At 53.7% G+C, this 18,628-nt stretch carries 15 protein-coding genes; 5 read left to right on the top strand and 10 right to left on the bottom strand.

Translation table 11 applies throughout. The features are described from left to right. Positions 1-34: 34 nt before the first annotated feature. On the bottom strand, positions 35-2,170 hold the full coding sequence (nrdD, locus tag JJB97_RS09940) for an anaerobic ribonucleoside-triphosphate reductase (protein ID WP_238713860.1): 2,136 nt from the start codon (positions 2,168-2,170) through the stop codon (positions 35-37). A gap of 587 nt (positions 2,171-2,757) precedes the next feature. Between nrdD and JJB97_RS09935 the strand changes: the two genes are divergently transcribed. Further along, entirely contained in the window at positions 2,758-5,166 is a 2,409-nt protein-coding gene (locus JJB97_RS09935) for a beta-N-acetylhexosaminidase (RefSeq protein WP_238713859.1), read from the top strand. Positions 5,167-5,752: 586 nt separating this feature from the next. Here JJB97_RS09935 and ridA read toward each other — a convergent pair. From ridA to JJB97_RS09915, 4 genes are all read right to left on the bottom strand, one after another. Next, a complete protein-coding gene (gene ridA, locus JJB97_RS09930) occupies positions 5,753-6,148 on the bottom strand; it encodes a 2-iminobutanoate/2-iminopropanoate deaminase (protein WP_238713858.1) in 396 nt (131 codons plus the stop codon). Positions 6,149-6,213: 65 nt separating this feature from the next. Continuing rightward, the gene (gene pyrI / locus JJB97_RS09925; protein WP_238713857.1) at positions 6,214-6,675 is read right to left on the bottom strand and encodes an aspartate carbamoyltransferase regulatory subunit; all 462 of its coding nucleotides are present in this window, start codon (positions 6,673-6,675) and stop codon (positions 6,214-6,216) included. 12 nt (positions 6,676-6,687) lie between these two features. Next, positions 6,688-7,623: an aspartate carbamoyltransferase gene (gene pyrB / locus JJB97_RS09920; protein ID WP_238713856.1), complete on the bottom strand. Its 936-nt coding sequence runs from the start codon at positions 7,621-7,623 to the stop codon at positions 6,688-6,690. Continuing rightward, entirely contained in the window at positions 7,616-7,786 is a 171-nt protein-coding gene (locus JJB97_RS09915) for a hypothetical protein (RefSeq protein WP_238713855.1), read from the bottom strand. The genes pyrB and JJB97_RS09915 overlap by 8 nt, the downstream gene beginning before the upstream one ends. A gap of 192 nt (positions 7,787-7,978) precedes the next feature. On the opposite strand from JJB97_RS09915, the gene JJB97_RS09910 reads away from it, so the two are divergent. Beyond that, positions 7,979-8,431 carry a YhcH/YjgK/YiaL family protein gene (locus tag JJB97_RS09910; protein ID WP_238713854.1) on the top strand — a complete coding sequence of 151 codons (453 nt, stop codon included), beginning with the start codon at positions 7,979-7,981 and terminating at the stop codon, positions 8,429-8,431. A gap of 35 nt (positions 8,432-8,466) precedes the next feature. Here JJB97_RS09910 and argF read toward each other — a convergent pair whose 3' ends face one another. Beyond that, the gene (gene argF, locus JJB97_RS09905) at positions 8,467-9,474 is read right to left on the bottom strand and encodes an ornithine carbamoyltransferase (RefSeq protein ID WP_238713853.1); all 1,008 of its coding nucleotides are present in this window, start codon (positions 9,472-9,474) and stop codon (positions 8,467-8,469) included. 158 nt (positions 9,475-9,632) lie between these two features. On the opposite strand from argF, the gene rraB reads away from it, so the two are divergent. After that, positions 9,633-10,052, top strand: coding sequence for a ribonuclease E inhibitor RraB (gene rraB / locus JJB97_RS09900; protein ID WP_238713862.1), 420 nt, complete (start codon positions 9,633-9,635; stop codon positions 10,050-10,052). Between the two features lie 56 nt (positions 10,053-10,108). Next, complete coding sequence (gene miaE, locus JJB97_RS09895; RefSeq protein ID WP_238713852.1) at positions 10,109-10,867, top strand: tRNA isopentenyl-2-thiomethyl-A-37 hydroxylase MiaE; 759 nt, start codon at positions 10,109-10,111, stop codon at positions 10,865-10,867. Between the two features lie 174 nt (positions 10,868-11,041). Here miaE and JJB97_RS09890 read toward each other — a convergent pair whose 3' ends face one another. Continuing rightward, positions 11,042-11,542 carry a GNAT family N-acetyltransferase gene (locus tag JJB97_RS09890; RefSeq protein ID WP_238713851.1) on the bottom strand — a complete coding sequence of 167 codons (501 nt, stop codon included), beginning with the start codon at positions 11,540-11,542 and terminating at the stop codon, positions 11,042-11,044. 148 nt (positions 11,543-11,690) lie between these two features. On the opposite strand from JJB97_RS09890, the gene JJB97_RS09885 reads away from it, so the two are divergent. Beyond that, complete coding sequence (locus JJB97_RS09885; protein WP_238713850.1) at positions 11,691-12,851, top strand: YjgN family protein; 1,161 nt, start codon at positions 11,691-11,693, stop codon at positions 12,849-12,851. Between the two features lie 337 nt (positions 12,852-13,188). On the opposite strand, the gene JJB97_RS09880 is transcribed toward JJB97_RS09885, so the two are convergent. The 3 genes from JJB97_RS09880 to pepA form a co-directional block, all read right to left on the bottom strand. Further along, on the bottom strand, positions 13,189-16,044 hold the full coding sequence (locus tag JJB97_RS09880; RefSeq protein WP_238713849.1) for a valine--tRNA ligase: 2,856 nt from the start codon (positions 16,042-16,044) through the stop codon (positions 13,189-13,191). Positions 16,045-16,056: 12 nt separating this feature from the next. Then, complete coding sequence (locus JJB97_RS09875; RefSeq protein WP_238713848.1) at positions 16,057-16,506, bottom strand: DNA polymerase III subunit chi; 450 nt, start codon at positions 16,504-16,506, stop codon at positions 16,057-16,059. A 340-nt stretch (positions 16,507-16,846) separates the two neighbouring features. Continuing rightward, a complete protein-coding gene (gene pepA / locus JJB97_RS09870; protein ID WP_238713847.1) occupies positions 16,847-18,358 on the bottom strand; it encodes a leucyl aminopeptidase in 1,512 nt (503 codons plus the stop codon). Positions 18,359-18,628 lie beyond the last annotated feature (270 nt).

Genomic DNA, 18,628 nt, shown 5'->3' with positions numbered 1-18,628 from the left:
GTAAGCTCCCGGGGATTCGCAGCCTTGCCACACATTAACCTAACTGACCGTTGCCGAGGTGCTTTACGCGGCGCTTCACTTCTTCCTGCTTGCCGGCGTTAAACGGGCGTGCGTCCGGGCTACCGAGATAGCCGCACACCCGGCGAGTGACGGAAACGCGGGTTGCATCGTGGTTGCCGCATTTCGGGCAGGTAAAGCCCTTGCTGGTACACTCAAACTCGCCGGTAAAGCCGCATTCGTAACACTCGTCAATTGGTGTGTTGGTGCCATAGTAGGGAACATGCTGATAGCTGTAATCCCATACGTCTTCCAGCGCTTTTAGATTGTGTTGCAGGTTAGGGTACTCGCCGTAGCAGATAAAGCCGCCGTTCGCGATAGCCGGATAGGGGGCTTCAAAGTCAATTTTGTCATAGGGGTTTGCCTTCTTTTCCACGTCGAGGTGGAAGCTATTGGTGTAGTACCCCTTATCCGTTACGCCTGGCACAATGCCGAATTCTGCGGTATCAAGGCGGCAGAAGCGGTCGCACAGGTTTTCGCTCGGCGTGCTGTACAGGCTGAATCCATAACCGGTTTCGCTTTTCCATTCATCAACGGCGTTACGCAGATGTTTGACAATCGCCACACCTTTGGCGCGCAACGCCTCGCTGTCATAAACGTGCTCATTGCCAAACAGCGCGTTAATGGTTTCGTGAATGCCGATATAGCCCAGTGAAATGGAGGCGCGGCCGTTTTTAAAGATCTCCGCTACATTGTCGTCTGGTTTCAGGCGTACGCCGCAGGCGCCCTCCATGTAAAGAATGGGGGCTACGCGCGCCTTCACGCCTTCAAGCCTGGCAATGCGCGTCATCAGCGCTTTTTTCGCCAGGAGCAGGCGGCTGTCGAGTAAGGTCCAGAAACGCGTTTCGTCGCCTTTCGCCTCCAGCGCGATGCGCGGCAGGTTGAGGCTGATAACGCCAATATTGTTACGACCATCGTGGATTTGCTCGCCGTTTTCCTCGTAAACGCCAAGGAAGCTGCGGCAGCCCATCGGTGTCTTAAACGATCCGGTAACGTCCACCACTTTGTCGTAGTTAAGAATATCCGGATACATGCGTTTGCTTGCGCACTCCAGCGCCAGTTGTTTTATATCGTAATTCGGATCGCCAAATTTATGGTTAAGGCCGTCGCGAATAGCAAACACCAGCTTTGGAAAGACCGCTGTTTTACGATTTTTACCAAGCCCTGCGATACGATTGCGCAGAATGGAGGTCTGAATCAGTCGTGACTCCCAGCTTGTGCCAAGGCCAAAACCAAAGGTGACGAACGGCGTCTGGCCGTTGGCGGTGTGAAGTGTGTTAACTTCATATTCCAGCGACTGGAATGCGTCATAGCATTCTTTTTCAGTGCGCGCGCGCGCGTAGCCTTCGGCATCCGGGATCTGCCATTCGCGGGCAGTCTGGCGATGTTTTTCAAAGCTTGCGATAACAAACGGCGCCAGAACTTCGTCAATGCGGTTGATGGTGGTGCCGCCGTAAATATGGCTTGCCACCTGAGCGATAATTTGCGCCGTAACGGCGGTGGCGGTAGATATAGATTTTGGCGGCTCGATCTCCGCGTTGCCCATCTTAAAACCGTGGGTCAGCATGCCCTTAAGGTCGATCAGCATGCAGTTAAACATAGGGAAGAACGGCGAGTAGTCGAGATCGTGGTAGTGCAGCTCGCCGCGATCGTGCGCCTGCACCACGTCACGCGGCAGCAGGTGCTGTCTTGCGTAATGCCGGGCAACGATACCCGCCAGCAGGTCGCGTTGAGTGGGAATAACTTTGCTGTCTTTATTAGCGTTTTCGTTAAGCAGCGCGGCGTTGGTCTGCTCAACCAGCCCACGGATTTCGCGGTTTAGCTCGCCGCGTTTTTCACGGGCGATGTCGCGATCGTGGCGATATTCAATATAGGCGCGGGCCAGATGTTTGTATGGCCCTGACATTAGTTGGTTTTCTACGGCAGTCTGGATATCGTTAATATCCACCTGTGCGCGGCCCTGCATCTGTGCGCTTACGACATCTGCGACGGTGGCGCAATAGTCTGCGTCATCGACTCCCGCTGCTTTAGCTGCACGAAGAATAGCTTCTTTAATGCGCGCCGGAACAAAGGGCGCTTTACACCCGTCCCGTTTCAACACATGCGGTGTCATGATTTCTCCATAAAGAACAAACAGGTTATACACAGAGGCGGAAACGCCACGAAAGAAAGTGATTCAGCGGCTTACCCGACAGTACCGTGCGTTATCCACAGCAAAGCCTCTTTTTTCACACCCATCCTGCGACGGGTTCATCATTGAATGATACAACATATTGGGCCGGGCGTGATTTTAAATTCTATATATAGTGATTTTCATTAAACATGTTTGCGTGTTTTTTGATGCAGAACAAAGTAAATCCGCAGGCCCTTTGTTGATGCGGACCCAGGACAAAAGGTAAAAGTTCTGGAAATAACTGAATGGATAAAATTTGTTTTTTTCGTACAAAAAAACGACGGGGTAGGCGCAACGCGCCGCGCCGGTTTACGCGTTTTGTCGCCAGCAGGCCGCTTCAGGCGGAGGGATACGGTATGGCTGCCCGATATTAACGTCTGGAAAATATGGCTGAGATTAAAATTACAACGGGATTAAACTGAATTGATGCAGTTTGTGATCTTTATCGCGCCGTGCAGTTTGCGCTGTCTGGCGTGGCATGTTACCAGAGAACACTAAATTTTCTTTATTACCAGGAAGGTAATTTTATGTTCAGAACAGCGCGTTATGCCGTGCTGCTGTGTGGCGCTGCGATGTGTTTCTCTGCTCTGGCGGCAGCGCCGGCCGGCGAACTTTCTTTAATGCCCTGGCCAAAACAGGTGCAGTACGCTTCGCAGGCGGGGCGTCTTGAACTAAATAACGGGATTACCATCAACGTTGAGGGCGACCAGCTTGATGAAATGGTTACCCGCTGGCGCCATCGCATTGCGCTGCAAACGGGGTGGACGCTACAGCCGCAATCCGCTAATGTCGCGCGGCCCACAATATGGATTGATATTGCTCAGAAAGTCGATCCTTTTCCAAAAGAAGACAGCGATGAGAGTTATCGCCTTAGTGTATCGGCACAGGGGATTAAACTTAACGCCGCCACCCGTTTCGGCGCGCTGCGCGGTATGGAAACCGTATTGCAATTGATTCGCCCTGATGCCAATGGCGTCAGTATCCCCTGGCTTACGATTGAAGATAGCCCACGCTTTGCGTGGCGCGGGCTGTTGCTGGATTCAGCGCGTCATTTCCTGCCTGTGAGCACTATTATGCGCCAGCTTGACGGCATGGCGGCGGCTAAATTCAACGTGCTGCACTGGCATTTGACCGACGATCAGGGCTGGCGATTTGCCACCGCGCATTATCCCAGGTTACAGCATATGGCCAGCGACGATTTATTTTATACGCAGGCACAAATGCGCGAGGTGGTGCGTTATGCCGCTCGGTTGGGTATTCGCGTCGTACCGGAAATTGATTTACCGGGCCATGCCTCGGCGATTGCCGTTGCCTATCCTGAGCTGATGAGCGCCCCTGGCCCCTACCAGATGGAACGCCGTTGGGGCGTTCTCAAGCCGGTGCTGGATCCGACGAATGAGGCGGTTTATCAGTTTGTAGACACGCTGGTGGGCGAAGTGGCGGCGATTTTTCCTGACAGCTATATGCATATCGGCGGTGATGAAGTGGACGATACCCACTGGAAAGAAAATCCCCGTATTCAGCAGTTCATGCAGGAGAAAAACTTAGCTGACAGCCGCGCGCTTCAGGCCTGGTTCAACCAGCGGCTGGAGACCATACTTGAAAAGCACCATCGCCGCATGGTGGGGTGGGATGAGATTTTCCATCCCAGCTTGCCAAAGAATATTTTGATCCAGTCCTGGCAAGGGCAGGATGCGCTTGGCAACATTGCTAACGCAGACTATCGCGGTATTCTTTCGACCGGTTTTTATCTCGATCAGCCGCAGTCCGCTGCATATCACTATCGCAATGAGGTATGGCCGCAGGGGCTGAACGGCGTCGATAACCTGACGCCACAGGATAAAGCCCAGAGCTGGTCCTTTACTATGCCGCGTCTGAAGGGCAGCGCAGTGGAGGGGAGTTTTACCTTGATAGCGGGGCATGAACAGCAGACGTGGAGAGGGTTTGTTGATTTTAACGGCAAGTCACGTCGCGCGGTACGCAATATTTCGTGGATTAATGATAATCAGGTTACCTTCAGCGTGGATACATGGATGGGGGAGGTACGGCCTGTCCTCACGTTCAGTAACGAGACGCTAAGCGGTTACTTCCTGGTTGGTAATGTGCGCTATCCGGTGAGCGGCAAAAAGCAGGCTGCGGTGCCGAAAGGTATTGCGCCCACAGTGCCGTCTGAAGCGCAGATGGCGAATATTATCGGCGGCGAAGCGGCGCTGTGGGCTGAAAATGTTGTCGGGTCCGTGCTGGATATTAAACTGTGGCCGCGCGCGTTTACGGTGGCGGAGCGCCTTTGGTCGGCAAAGGACGTCAATAATGAAGACAATATGTATCAGCGGATGCAGCGTATTGACGCCTGGTCAACGATATCAGCCGGGACGCAGCAGCATGGACAGGCGCTGAGTCATATGATGCGCCTTACCGGCACGGGTGATGTGCTTGCGCTGCAAATTCTGGCGCAGGCGCTGGAGCCTGCTCAGTATTACACGCGCCATCATCTTAAATATCAGGCGGGCAATTACCATCAGTTTGAGCCGCTTAACCGTATGGCGGACGGCCTGGCGCCAGAAAGCATGACCGTGCGCCAGATAGACAAATGGGTAGATCGCCTGATTGCCGATCGTGAAGATCGCAATAGCGAACTGGCGTTGCAGCATGTGCTTATTCGCTGGCGTGACAACGTTAAAGACGTTATGCCGTTGATTGAAAATAACTATGTGCTCAAGCCGCTAAAGCCCGTAGTGGAAGATGTCAACCGCCTGTCTGAGCTGGGGTTGCGCCTGGCAGGCCTGGTCGCGCGGGGCGAGCCTATTGATGATCGACAACGTCAGGCGTGGCAACGTGAGCTTGATGCCGCAGCCCAGGTGCGCGATGAAGTGGTGATTGCCGTGGTTTATCCGCTTGAAAAACTGCTGCGTGCAATAGGGCGTAGCAGTAATTAAGTGGATGAACTATGCCGTAATGCCGGCCATGTAAGGTTAAGCGGGTATTTCGTTTACGTAAGGCCCGATGGCAAAGGGGCTTCGTGAACGGGCAAAGCGGGCCATCGCGGCCCGCTGAGACTGCTGACAAACTCTATCCTGTCGCAGACAGAATGGATGAAGTACAATAAAAAATAAGGAAAATCAAAGCATTGCTTTTCGCCTGCTTACTACAAAGAAGGAAAACCCCCGTTTTTTCCTTCTTTGTCATCAATCTGAGCGAGCCATCGCGGCCCGCTTTACAAACATCCGAAAGGGCATCGCCATCGCCCGCCACCAGTCGGCCCGTCAACCTGTTTCGCTTCGCCTGAGCCCGCTTCCCGGACTGACTTAACTTGTCCTCGCCCGGTTCGCCGTTTTCAGCGGGCGTCAGCGTTTTTACGCGGTAAGTCTGTACACGTTAAAGACGATCGGGGATGCCAGGGGCGAATAAAAAGAAAAATGGCCCGGTAATGGGCCACGTCATGTCATGGATTTTTGCAAGAATATGAATATTTATTCATATTTTTGCTTAACTGACCGGTACTACAATTATGCCGGAGAGTATTTATTTTGCAGATGTATTAACGGCGATTGCTTCGATTTCGATTTTTACATCTTTTGGCAAACGGGCTACTTCTACGCAGGAACGCGCCGGAAATGGCGCGTTGTTTGCGGTAAAGAACGCTTCGTAAGCCGCGTTAACGGTTGCAAAGTCATTAAGATCTTTTACAAAAACGGTGGTTTTTACGATATCGGCCACTTTCAGGCCTGCGGCTTCCACCACGGCTTTTACGTTAGCCAGAGACTGGTTAGTTTGTGCTTTGATATCTTCCGGGACGTCGCCGGTTTTTGGATCGACCGGGATCTGACCAGAGGTGATAATCATACTGCCCAGATTGACGCCCTGAACGTAAGGCCCAATGGCTGCCGGTGCATTTTCGGTGCTGATTGCGCGTGACATATATTCTCCTGAAGGTAGTAGCATTGCGTCCAATTATAAGGAGCCTGTCGGCCTTTGCCAGTGACTCAGCCGGCAAGAACCACCTGATGTGAAAACTCTTTTTCGCAGTATTTGCACTTAAGCGTAATGGCTTCGTCACGCTGGCGAACGCTGAAACTGGACGCCACCGGTTCGCTGCGGCTGATGCAATTACTGTTTGGGCATACCAGAACGTTTTCAATGTGCTCCGGCAGCGTTGGGGTGCTTTTGCCCACTACGTCATAGTTATCGATACGGTTGACGGTTGCATTAGGCGCGTAAAGCGCAAGCTGGTTGACCTGCTCAGCCGTTAAAAAAGTATTTTCTATTTTAATCAGATCCTTGCGCCCAGCTTCGCGTGATGGAAGATTAAGGCCGATAGTAATACGCTGGTCGGTCTCGGTCAGGCGAAACAGCGACAGCAGTTTAAAACCCACGTGTGCCGGGATATGGTCAATAACTGTGCCGCGTTTAATTGCTTCAACCTGCAGTTTATTAACCTGTTTCATCGTCATTTCCCCTTACAGTGCCAAATCCGGAGTCAGTACCAGCGCCAGCAGCGCCTGGCGTGCGTAGATGCCGTTGCCCGCCTGTTGGAAGTACCAGGCATGCGGCGTCCGATCGACGTCTGTATTGATTTCGTCAATACGCGGCAGCGGATGCAGCACTTTCATGTTATCGCGTGCGTTGGCAAGATCGGCGGCGCGCAACACGAACTGCGCCTTCACGTTGGCGTACTCTGACGGATCCAGCCGCTCTTTTTGCACGCGCGTCATATAGAGGATATCGACCTGAGGAACCACCTCCTCAATGCTGTTGTGCTGGCTCCAGACGATGCCTCTTTCATCGAGCATATCAAGGATATATTGCGGCATCGCCAGTGCGTTGGGGGCAATAAAGAAAAAGCGATTGCCGTCGAATTTTGCCAGCGCCTGCGCCAGGGAATGTACGGTGCGTCCGTATTTCAGGTCGCCTACCATCGCGATATTCAGATTGTCGAGGCGCTGCTGGGTTTCGCGGATAGTAAACAGATCGAGCAGCGTTTGCGTCGGATGTTGGTTTGCGCCGTCTCCGGCATTAAGTACCGCAATGCCGCCGGAAAACTCCGTTGCCAGCCGCGCTGCGCCTTCCTGGGGATGGCGTATGACAATTGCGTCTACGTAGGTGCTGATAACCGAAATGGTATCTGCCAGCGTCTCGCCTTTTTTACCAAGTGAAGTATTGCTGCCGTCGGAAAACCCCACTACCGACGCGCCGAGGCGGTGAATAGCGGTTTCAAATGAAAGCCGGGTGCGGGTGGACGCTTCAAAGAAACAACTGGCGATGACCTTATGCCTGAGCAGATCGGGTTGAGGATTGGCCTTCAGTTTCGCGGCGGTCGTCAGCGCCAGCTCAAGCTCATCCCGGCTCAGATCGTTTATCGAAATCACATGTTTCTGGTAAAGCGGGTTAATCATTTTTTTCTCCTGTTCGCGCAGCACCCGGTTTTTTGTAGACAAAAAAAAGCCCCTCAACGAGGGGCTTTCCTGAAATACTCAGCAGCGGGAGAGTGAAGAACGGCAGGGCCAGGCCCATATTCAGGCGGTAGAGCGCGACATATTGTTCAGCTCGCAAGACCATGCTTCCTCCCGGCAAATTGCTGGGAATTATACCCGTGTTGCGCATCACATCAAGGGATAATTTTCTGTTTCGCGGCCGGTTGCCTACAGACGCACGATTTACATCAATATTCTTAATTTAATGCATGCGGCTAAGGTGTAGATTAATTTACTTAAATTTTATTTATGGATTGAGGCTGAAAAGGGAGGTGGAATGATCGTTGGCAACATTCTTGCGCCACTTCACTGGCTTCCGGTAACGGTACGGCAAGCCATTGAAAGGTTTAAAGTTAATAAAATCCGGGAAAGACCTGGCGGGCGCTACGCGATTGACGGCGATCGCCTTTTTGTTCTGATTTCAGATGATATGACTGAACCCAGAGAAGCAAGGCTTGCGGAATATCATATGCATTACCTGGAGATACATATTGTATTGGATGGCCGTGAGGGGATAGCGTTTAGCTGCCATCCTGCGGGCCATGCGGGCAATAACTGGCTGGTAGAAAACGATGTGGTATTTATTGCCGAAGGGCAGCAGGAAAAAATATTGATTCTGGAACCGGATGATTTTGCTATCTTTTGGCCCGGGGAAGTCTATAAACCGCTGTGTGCCGTTGACGAGCCTGCCCGGTTACGTAAAGCAATTATTAAAATGTGGGTAAAATAGAGAAACGTCCTCTCCTGAGCGAAGAGGACGCTGTTTCAAACGTGGGCTGATAGCGTTGCCACTATTACGGCTTTAATAGTGTGCATGCGGTTTTCTGCCTGATCGAAGACGATACTGCTGGCTGACTCAAACACATCGTCAGCAACTTCCATGCCGTTGCTTAACCCAAACGCCTGCGCCATCTGCTGGCCTACGGTGGTGCATTCATCGTGGAAAGCGGGCAGGCAGTGCAGGAATTTAACCTGCGGGTTGCCGGTAAGCGCCATCATCGCGCTGTTGACCTGGTAGTCGCGCAGCAGTGCGATGCGCTCGGCCCATTTTTCTTTGGCTTCGCCCATTGATACCCAGACGTCGGTATAGATGAAGTCAACGCCCTTCACGCCTTGCGTAATATCTTCCGTTAGCGTAATGCGTCCGCCGCGGCGGGCCGCCTGCGCCTGGCAAACCGACACTAACGCATCGTCCGGCCAGCAGGCTTTGGGGGCGACGAGGCGCAGGTCAAGCCCCGTAAGCGCCGCTGCTTCCAGCATGGAATTCCCCATGTTATTACGCGCGTCGCCCACATAGGCCAGCGCCATCTCGCCAAAGGCTTTTCCGGGAAGATGCTCCTGCATGGTCAGCAAATCTGCCAGTAACTGGGTAGGGTGGTACTCATTGGTCAGCCCGTTCCATACCGGTACGCCTGCGTATTGGGCCAGCGTTTCGACAATCTCCTGGCCGTGCCCGCGATACTGGATACCGTCGTATAAACGCCCCAGTACGCGGGCGGTATCCTTTATTGATTCTTTATGCCCAATCTGGCTGCCATTTGGGCCGAGATAGGTCACGCAGGCGCCCTGATCGAAGGCGGCGACCTCGAAAGAGCAGCGGGTGCGGGTAGAGTCTTTTTCGAAAATAAGCGCGATATTTTTACCTTTCAGGCGCTGTACCTCTTTGCCCTGTTTTTTCTCTTTTTTCAGGCGTGCGGCAAGGGAGAGCAACTGGTTTATCTGGTCTGGCGTAAAATCCAGCAGTTTCAGAAAATGTTGTTTAAACAGGTTCATGAGGTCCTCTCACTGAATGTATATATGAATTAAAATTCAATTTATAAGTATGAATATTCATTTACAACCCTGTATTGAATCTTTTTCTCTGGAAGGTGGAGACAATCACAGGCCTGTGTGAAAATAAGGAGTATCTGCCGCAGACTGAGGATATAGCAATGGCAAACCCGGAATTACTGGAAGAGCAGCGTGAAGAAACCCGCCTGATTATTGAAGAGCTACTTGATGACGGCAGCGATCCAGACGCGCTGTACACCATCGAACACCACTTTTCAGCAGATGATTTTGAAACCCTGGAAAAGCTGGCCGTGGAAGTTTTCAGGCTGGGTTATGAAGTTACCGATGCAGAGGAGCTGGAAGTAGAAGAAGGCGATACCGTAATTTGCTGCGATGCGCTGAGCGAATGCGCCCTTAATGCCGATCTTATTGACGCGCAGGTTGAGCAACTTATGAACGTGGCGGAAAAGTACGGTGTTGAATACGATGGGTGGGGCACTTATTTTGAAGACGGCGAAGAGGATGAAGAGGGGGATGAACTCGACGGCGTTGATAATGACGACAACGGCGTTCGTCACTAAGCGTTAAACCGCGTTAATGTGCGGCGGCGCTAGCCGCCGCAGACAGGGAAAGAAACATGACCCAACAGGATACTCTTGCTCCCGTTCTGCGTTTTTTGCACTGTGCCACCCCTCAGGCCTGGATTGACTGCGCCAGGCGGCCGGAAAACCTGCCGTTGCTGCTTACCGATCACATGATTTGCGAGCTGAAAGCCGCCCAGACGGCGTTACTACTGATTCGTAAATATGTGGCTGACAAACGCGGCGGCGAAGCGCTGCTGGCATGGCTTTCGCCCTATGAAGCCTTTACCTTTCGCAACGGGCCGGAACCAGACATTGCCGCGCTAAATAAACGCATTGGTAAAAGCGTCATGCCGCACACGGACGATCCGTGGGGGCAGGCGTTAATTGAACGTATGGTGCTGTTGATAAAAGAAGAGCTGCACCACTTTTTACAAGTGCGCGAAGTCATGATTGCCCGCAATATTCCCTATGTAAAAATTACCGCCAGCCGCTACGCGCGGGGGCTGTTGCGGGAGGTTCGAACTTATGAGCCAGCCGCGCTGGTGGATAAGCTTATTTGCGGCGCTTATATCGAAGCCCGGTCCTGCGAGCGGTTTGCCGCGCTGGCGCCGTATCTTGACGAACCGCTGGAGAAGTTTTACCTCTCGCTGTTGCGTTCCGAGGCGCGTCATTATCAGGATTATTTGTTGCTTGCCCGGCAGGTTTCATCGGAAGTTATCGAACCGCGTATACGCGCTATCGGCGAGGCTGAAGCCAGGCTTATTCTCGCGCCTGATAGTGAGTTTCGCTTCCACAGCGGCATACCGGCATAACGTATTCTTAAAGTTAAACATCGTGAAATAGCAAGCCTCGCTTCGTTTAAGTTTAAGTCGTAATGTCAGTAGGCTCACTGCTGCCTGCGCCCTCGTCTGGTTCACCGTAGCGCGGGGTTTGCCGGGCAGGAAAAGCCGGCTGCCGGCGTTTATCGCCGCCTTTGTGAAAAGCGGCTACGCCTCAAGCGTCTTAATCATCCGCACTTCACAGTCAACGTGACCGGTGTTGCCGAGTGGGGCGCGCACTGGCGTGAAGCCAAGCCGCTGATAGAGCGCGATCGCCTGTTTAAGGGACGCGGTGGTTTCAAGGTAGCAGTGGCGAAAGCCATGCTCACGGGCAAATTCCATCGCCATTAACGCCAGTTTTCTGGCCTGCCCTTGGCCGCGCGCCTGCGGCAGAAAATACATTTTTTGTAATTCGCAGATATCGGGTTCGCTGCCCAATAGCGGCGCGATACCGCCGCCGCCCACGACATTTCCCTCCTGTTCCACAACCCAGTAGGCGTGGCGCGGCTGGCTGTAGGTTTCATAAAGCCTGTCAAGATTAGGGTCCGCTACGGCGTAGCCCTTATCGGCGGTCAGGCCAAATTCCGCAGAAACCTGGCGAATCAGCCGGGCAATGGCTGCGTTATCTTCCATATGTAGCCGACGTAGGGATAAGGTTGTTTCAATCATAAGTAATGAAGCTGCAAAATATGTTATAAGGCACTTGTAATACCATTCCCTATCCTGTGACGCAATAACTCGCTGCCCGCCGTTTTTATGTGTGAACACGCAAGGGCGCGTGGCCTCAGGTATGATGATATGTAAAAAGGTAATATTCATGGAAGACAGGATATCCGGTGCGATAGATTCGCATACGCTGCGGTTTTCAGGGCGCGGCGCGGAGTATTTTCCCATCTGGCTGGTTAACGTTGTGTGTACTGTGCTGACCTGCGGGCTGTTTTACCCCTGGGCGGTCGTGCGCACGCGTCAATATTTTTATCGACACAGCGCGCTGGCAGGCTATCGTTTTGACTATCATGCCAGCGGTAGCATGCTGTTTCCCGGCTGGTTAATGTTAATGGGCTTTGCTGTGCTGCTGTGGGTGGCGAGCATGGCAGGCTGGCTGGTCGTTTTACCCGTGGCGTTGGCGGTGATTGCAGGGCCTCTTCTGTTAATTCGTGGTTATCGTTTTCAGCTACAGATGACGTCGCTCAATGGCACGCGTTTTAATCATTACGCCCCTGACGCTCTGGCCTGGAGGATGCTGGCAGGCATTCCGCTGTTATGCGCTGTCATTATTGCCTTATTTATTGGTCTGGCCGCTGCGAAATATATGCAGGTTTACACATCAAGCGCGCTGATTTACGGGTTGCTGTTTTGGCCGATATTACTCGTACCGCTGGTTCTGACGGCTGTTTATGGCATCTATCGGGTTCAGCGCCTGTTATTGCTGTTTTCACAGCTTCGCTATGGGGAGATGGCTTTTAGCTGTAGCCTGAGCAGAGTAAAGCTGGGGGGGATATTTATCGTCGCCGTCCTCGCCGCAGGCGTTTTATATATTATGCCTGAGTTAGCGCTGGCTGAATTCATGTATAACAGGGATAACGTGGGGGAGGAAGAAAAGGTCGCTCTGATGATTGTTACAGGGCCGCTTGCGCTGTACCTGGCGCTGTCAGTCGGTTATGGCTGGCTGTGGGCGATGACAAGACGACATGTTTATCACTCGCTGAGCCTGCAGGGCGCGATGCATTTCGCTTCTCACGCGCGGGCGGGCAGGCTGATATGGATTATTTTCAGCAATATGTTGTTGTGTGGTTTAACGTCGGGGCTTTTCTGGCCGTGGGCAAAAGTGCGTCTGGCGCGCTATTTGCAGGCAAATACCGTTGTGAACGGCGAGCTCAGCGGGTTGATGGCATTACAAAATCACGGCGAGCAGCCTGATTGCGCGCTTGCGTCGCGCCTGTCGCGCGGGTTATCGCTTCTGTCATTTTCGCTTTAAAGCGTAGGCCGGGCTTGATAACAAAGAGGGCAAAACCCCCGTTTTGCCCTCTTTGAGGCCGCTGACAACCCCCATCCTGTCGCAGACAGGATGGATGAAACACATTAAAAAATAATAAAAATCAATGCATTGATTTTAGCCTGCTTATCACAAAGAAGGAGAAACCCCGTTTTTTCCTTCTTTGACAACAAACTGAAAGAGGGCAAAAGCCTCGTTTTGCCCTCTTTGTAGCGAATGGCCTGAAACCAGCCGGTTGAATTTCCTGATGATCTTTATGATCTTTCCAGGCGCTTCAGGCCGACAGGCGTCGGCCTTTTTACCGTAATAGCGACCGGCCTTAAAGCGCCGCGATAGTCGCCTGCTGTTCAATCAGTTTTGCTTTGGCATCGTGGCAGCCCTGCAGGCGTTCGCGCTCTTTCGCCACGACCTCCTGCGGCGCGCGGGCCACAAAACCTTCGTTGCTAAGTTTGCTTTCGATTTTGCCGATCTCCATTTCAACTTTGCCGATTTCTTTGGCCAGGCGCTCCAGCTCGGCAGCTTTATCGACCAGGCCCGCCATCGGGATCAGTAGTTCAGCGCCGTCAACAAGCTTCGTCACGGAAACCGGGCCTTTATCAGCGGCGGGCAGCACGGTGATGCTTTCCAGGCGCGCCAGCGTTTGCAGAAAGCTCTGGTTAGCGCTCACGCGGCGCTGAACATCGAGGCTTGCGCCGCGCAGCAGCAGGGCGAGCGGTTTGCCCGGAGAAATGTTCATTTCGGCGCGGATGTTACGCACGGCAACGATCGCCTGCTTTAGCCACTCGGTATCCACCGTAGCGGCGTTATCCTCCTGCGCGCTGTCATACGTCGGGAACGGTTGCAGCATGATGGTATCGGCGCTAATGCCTTTTATTGCCTTCACGCGCTGCCAGATGGTTTCAGTGATAAACGGAATGATCGGGTGCGCCAGGCGCAGCAGCGCTTCCAGCACCGTCACCAGCGTATTGCGGGTGCCGCGCAATTCGCTTTCGCTGCCGCCGTTCATCACCGGCTTGGTCAGCTCCAGATACCAGTCGCAGAACTGGTTCCAGGTAAACTCATACAGGATGCCGGCTGCGATATCAAAGCGGTAGTTATCCAGCGCCTCGCGGTATGCCTTCACGGTGCGGTTGAATTCCGCCAGGATCCAGCGGTCCGCCAGCGATAGCGTCATCTCGCCGCCGCCAAATCCGCAGTCCTGCTCTTCGGTATTCATCAGCACGAAACGGCTGGCGTTCCACAGCTTGTTACAGAAGTTACGGTAGCCTTCAAGGCGCTTCATGTCCCAGTTGATATCGCGACCGGTAGAGGCCAGCGCCGCCAGCGTAAAGCGCAGGGCGTCGGTGCCGTGCGCCTCAATGCCGTGTGGGAACTGCTTCTCGGTGCGCTTGCGTATCTTCTGCGCAAGCTGCGGCTGCATCATGTTGCCGGTGCGTTTTTCCAGCAGGTCGGCGAGCGAAATACCGTCTACCATGTCCAGGGGGTCGATGACATTGCCTTTGGACTTGGACATCTTCTGGCCTTCGTCGTCGCGAATCAGGCCGGTCATATAGACTGTTTTAAACGGGACCTGCGGCTTACCGTCTTCATCTTTAATAAAGTGCATGGTCATCATGATCATGCGTGCAATCCAGAAGAAGATAATATCGAAACCGCTGACCAGTACGCTGGTGGGATGGAACGTTTTCAGCGCCTCGGTGTTTTCCGGCCAGCCGAGCGTGGAGAACGTCCACAGCGCGGAGGAGAACCAGGTATCCAGCACATCTTCATCCTGGCGTAAGGCAACGTGCGCCGGAATGTTGTTCTCGTTACGCACTTCGTCTTCGCTACGCCCGACAAATACATGGCCTTCGTCGTCGTACCACGCCGGGATGCGGTGCCCCCACCACAGTTGGCGGGAGATACACCAGTCCTGAATGTCGCGCATCCAGGAGAAGTACATATTTTCGTACTGCTTCGGCACGAACTGAATATCGCCGTTTTCCACCGCTTCGATTGCAGGTTTCGCCAGCGGCGCTACGCGTACATACCACTGGTCGGTCAGCATAGGCTCAATAACAACGCCGCCGCGATCGCCGTAAGGCACGGTCAGATCGTGTGGTTTCACTTCTTCGAGCGCGCCCAGCGCATCAATGGCAGCCACGATCGCTTTACGGGCGGCGAAGCGCTCCATACCGCGAAACTGCGCTGGGATCTCATCGCTATAAACGTTGCTTTCGACGCCGTTGGAATCAAATACTTCTGATTTATCGCGAATATCGCCGTCGAAAGTCAGGATATTGATCATCGGCAACTGGTGGCGTTTGCCCACTTCATAGTCGTTGAAGTCGTGTGCCGGCGTGATTTTTACACAGCCGGTGCCCTTTTCCATATCGGCGTGTTCATCGCCGACGATGGGAATACGGCGGTTGATGAGCGGCAGGATCACAAATTTACCGATCAGATTTTTGTAGCGCGGATCGTCCGGGTTAACGGCAACGCCGGTATCGCCCAGCAGCGTTTCCGGGCGGGTCGTCGCCACGATCAGGTAATCTTTGCCGTCAGCGGTTTTTGCGCCGTCGGCCAGCGGATAGCGAATATGCCACATCGAACCTTTTGATTCGCGATTTTCCACCTCCAGATCGGAGATAGCGGTACGCAGCTTCGGATCCCAGTTAACCAGGCGCTTGCCGCGGTATATCAGGTTTTCTTTATGCAGGCGAACAAACACCTCTTTTACCGCGTTGGAGAGGCCTTCATCCATTGTGAAGCGCTCGCGCTCCCAGTCCACGGAGTTGCCGAGGCGGCGCATCTGGCGGGTAATCGTGCCGCCGGATTGCGCTTTCCACTGCCAGATTTTATCGATAAAGGCGTCGCGGCCGTAGTCGTGGCGGGTTTTACCTTCTTCGGCGGCGATTTTACGCTCCACAACCATTTGCGTGGCGATGCCCGCATGGTCGGTCCCTGCCTGCCAGAGCGTGTTTTTGCCCTGCATGCGCTGGTAGCGAATCATGGTGTCCATGATGGTCTGCTGGAAGGCGTGGCCCATATGCAGGCTGCCGGTAACGTTCGGCGGCGGGATCATAATGCAGAAGCTGTCCTGGGTGGTATCGCCGTTGGGTTTGAAGTAGCCCTGCTGTTCCCAGTGCTCGTAGAGCGGCTGCTCGATATCTTGTGGGTTATATGTTTTTTCCATTTTTGCTATTCGTTACGGGGCCGCCCAGGTGGCCGTGGTCAGATGAAAACCGGCGATGCGATAGGCTTTGTAGCGTTCGCGCGCCAGTGGTTTCCGGGATTCGTCACAGGGGACGAAGTCTATCACTTCATGAAAAGCGGTAGCAAAATCCGCAAACTGCGGCAGCAGGCTAATCAGAAGATCGCGCGAGCTACTGCCGCGCCTGCCAGGCCAGGCCAGTTCGACCGGCGCGCCGGCGCGCGGCCCTTCGCCTGCCAGATTATGCGGCACAAAGCTGTGTGGATCCCGCGCCCATAGCGCTTCGTCGAGCCGGATGGCCTGCTGCTCGTCTTCACAGGCTATCAGAATGCGCTTGCTGTTACGCCAGTGTACTGCGGCAAGGGCGCACGTCAGTTGCTCTTCGGCGCTAAGGCCGTCTGTGACGGTATCGTTGTCCAGAAGGTAGAACGTAGCGTTTTTCATGGCCTGAATGCTTTTCATGCGATAGCGGCAGGAAGCCGCAGGAAAACGCAAACATTAGCATAAAACGACGACGCTTTCGCGTCGGCGNGGAAGCCGCAGGAAAACGCAAACATTAGCATAAAACGACGACGCTTTCGCGTCGGCGTTTGAGACTGCTGACAAACCCCATCCTGTCGCAGACAGGATAGGTGAAACACAATAAAAAATAGGGGAAATCAAAGCATTGATTTTCGACTGCTTACCACAAAGAAGGAAAAACCCCGTTTTTTCCTTCTTTGTCAACAATCTTAAACGACGACGCTTTCGCGTCGCCGTTTAAGAGGAGCCCCATCTGCGCGAATTATTCCTCGCCGCTCATCCCCGCGCGGTTGAGCAGGAACTGCGACAGCAGCGCGACCGGTCGGCCTGTAGCCCCTTTGGCTTTACCGGAGCGCCAGGCGGTGCCGGCAATATCAAGGTGCGCCCATATATACCGGCGGGTAAACCGCGCCAGGAAACAGCCGGCAGTAATCGCGCCGCCGGGCCGCCCGCCGATATTAGCCATATCCGCGAAGTTGGATTCAAGCTGATCCTGGAACTCATCGCCAAGCGGCAGACGCCAGGCGCGGTCGCCGGATTGCTCAGAAGCGCTGATAAGCTCATGCGCCAGAGGGTTGTGGTTTGCCATCAGGCCGGTAAGGTGGTGGCCGAGCGCAATAACGCAGGCGCCGGTAAGGGTGGCGACATCGATAACCACATCGGGATCGAAACGTTCAACATAGGTCAGCACGTCGCACAGCACCAGACGGCCTTCGGCATCGGTATTGAGCACTTCCACCGTCTGGCCGGACATGGTAGTCAGTACATCGCCAGGCCGATAGGCGCGCCCGCCGGGCATGTTTTCGCAGCCGGCCAGCACGCCGATTACGTTCAGCGGTAGTTGCAGTTCGGCAACCATACGCATTACGCCATACACCGCAGCCGCGCCGCACATATCATATTTCATTTCATCCATTTCCGCGGCAGGCTTGATGGAAATGCCGCCGGAGTCGAACGTCAGCCCTTTACCCACCAGCACAATCGGTCTCGCCTGCGGGTCGCTGCTACCGCGGTATTCAATCACCGACATCAGTGATTCATTCTGCGAGCCGTGCCCTACCGCCAGATAGGCGTTCATGCCCAGCTCTTTCATTTGCTGCTCGCCGATAACGCGCGTGACGGTGTTCTGGCTGTAAGCATCCGCCAACTGGCGCGCCTGTGAGGCAAGGTAGGCGGCGTTGCAAATATTAGGCGGCATATTGCCCAGATCTTTTGCGGCGCGAATCCCTGCGGCGATGGCCAGACCATGCTGAATAGCACGCTCCCCGCAGGTTAGCTCCCGGCGAGTGGGGACATTGAACACCATTTTACGCAGCGGGCGACGGGGTTCGGCGCGGTTGGTCTTCAGTTGATCGAAACTGTAAAGCGTCTCTTTGGCGGTTTCCACAGCCTGACGCACCTTCCAGTAAGTGTTGCGGCCTTTAACGTGCAGCTCGGTCAGAAAGCACACGGCTTCCATCGATCCGGTGTCGTTAAGCGTATTGATCGTTTTTTGTATGACCTGCTTATACTGTCGCTCGTCCAACTCACGCTCTTTGCCGCATCCAATCAGCAGAATACGCTCGGAGAGAACGTTCGGCACGTGGTGAAGCAGCAGAGTCTGGCCCGCTTTTCCTTCCAGTTCGCCGCGGCGCAGCAAAGCGCTGATATAGCCGTCACTGATTTTATCGAGTTGTTCAGCAATCGGGGACAGGCGACGCGGTTCAAAAACCCCTACAACGATGCAGGCGCTGCGCTGTTTTTCCGGGCTACCGCTCTTTACACTGAACTCCATGCACTACGCTCCTGAAACTTAAAGACAACAATGACGGCTGCGATTAGAATTGGCAGCTCGGTAAACTCTTGTCCGCCCAAGCGCGGACTTCGTGTTAATCTTACGCATACTGTTTTACGGGTTTCGGCCTGTTTATTAACGTTCGACCGATGCGCAACGCCGCTCAATAGCGTAATCTTAGCGGCGTTTTCGACGTCTCAAGAGAATAAATGACGTTTAAGCGTTGAAACAAGTGATTTTCCTGCAAAAAGACTCGTTTTCACAGGCGTA

Origin of the sequence: Tenebrionibacter intestinalis, from assembly GCF_016632365.1 — a bacterium.
In the GTDB taxonomy this organism is placed as follows: Bacteria; Pseudomonadota; Gammaproteobacteria; order Enterobacterales; family Enterobacteriaceae; genus Tenebrionibacter; species Tenebrionibacter intestinalis.
Note: the sequence above shows the minus strand (reverse complement) of the source record. Positions and strands in the feature narration are given on the sequence as shown.

Bases quoted from the DNA above. Each gene is read 5' to 3' on its own strand.
- JJB97_RS09875 (WP_238713848.1), bottom strand. From the start codon at position 16,506: ATGAAAAACGCTACGTTCTACCTTCTGGACAACGATACCGTCACAGAC.
- nrdD (WP_238713860.1), bottom strand. From the start codon at position 2,170: ATGACACCGCATGTGTTGAAACGGGACGGGTGTAAAGCGCCCTTTGTT.
- argF (WP_238713853.1), bottom strand. From the start codon at position 9,474: ATGAACCTGTTTAAACAACATTTTCTGAAACTGCTGGATTTTACGCCA.
- JJB97_RS09890 (WP_238713851.1), bottom strand. From the start codon at position 11,542: ATGATTGAAACAACCTTATCCCTACGTCGGCTACATATGGAAGATAAC.
- JJB97_RS09880 (WP_238713849.1), bottom strand. From the start codon at position 16,044: ATGGAAAAAACATATAACCCACAAGATATCGAGCAGCCGCTCTACGAG.
- miaE (WP_238713852.1), top strand. From the start codon at position 10,109: ATGACCCAACAGGATACTCTTGCTCCCGTTCTGCGTTTTTTGCACTGT.
- JJB97_RS09935 (WP_238713859.1), top strand. From the start codon at position 2,758: ATGTTCAGAACAGCGCGTTATGCCGTGCTGCTGTGTGGCGCTGCGATG.
- pyrB (WP_238713856.1), bottom strand. From the start codon at position 7,623: ATGATTAACCCGCTTTACCAGAAACATGTGATTTCGATAAACGATCTG.
- JJB97_RS09915 (WP_238713855.1), bottom strand. From the start codon at position 7,786: ATGGTCTTGCGAGCTGAACAATATGTCGCGCTCTACCGCCTGAATATG.
- pepA (WP_238713847.1), bottom strand. From the start codon at position 18,358: ATGGAGTTCAGTGTAAAGAGCGGTAGCCCGGAAAAACAGCGCAGCGCC.
- ridA (WP_238713858.1), bottom strand. From the start codon at position 6,148: ATGTCACGCGCAATCAGCACCGAAAATGCACCGGCAGCCATTGGGCCT.
- JJB97_RS09910 (WP_238713854.1), top strand. From the start codon at position 7,979: ATGATCGTTGGCAACATTCTTGCGCCACTTCACTGGCTTCCGGTAACG.
- rraB (WP_238713862.1), top strand. From the start codon at position 9,633: ATGGCAAACCCGGAATTACTGGAAGAGCAGCGTGAAGAAACCCGCCTG.
- pyrI (WP_238713857.1), bottom strand. From the start codon at position 6,675: ATGAAACAGGTTAATAAACTGCAGGTTGAAGCAATTAAACGCGGCACA.
- JJB97_RS09885 (WP_238713850.1), top strand. From the start codon at position 11,691: ATGGAAGACAGGATATCCGGTGCGATAGATTCGCATACGCTGCGGTTT.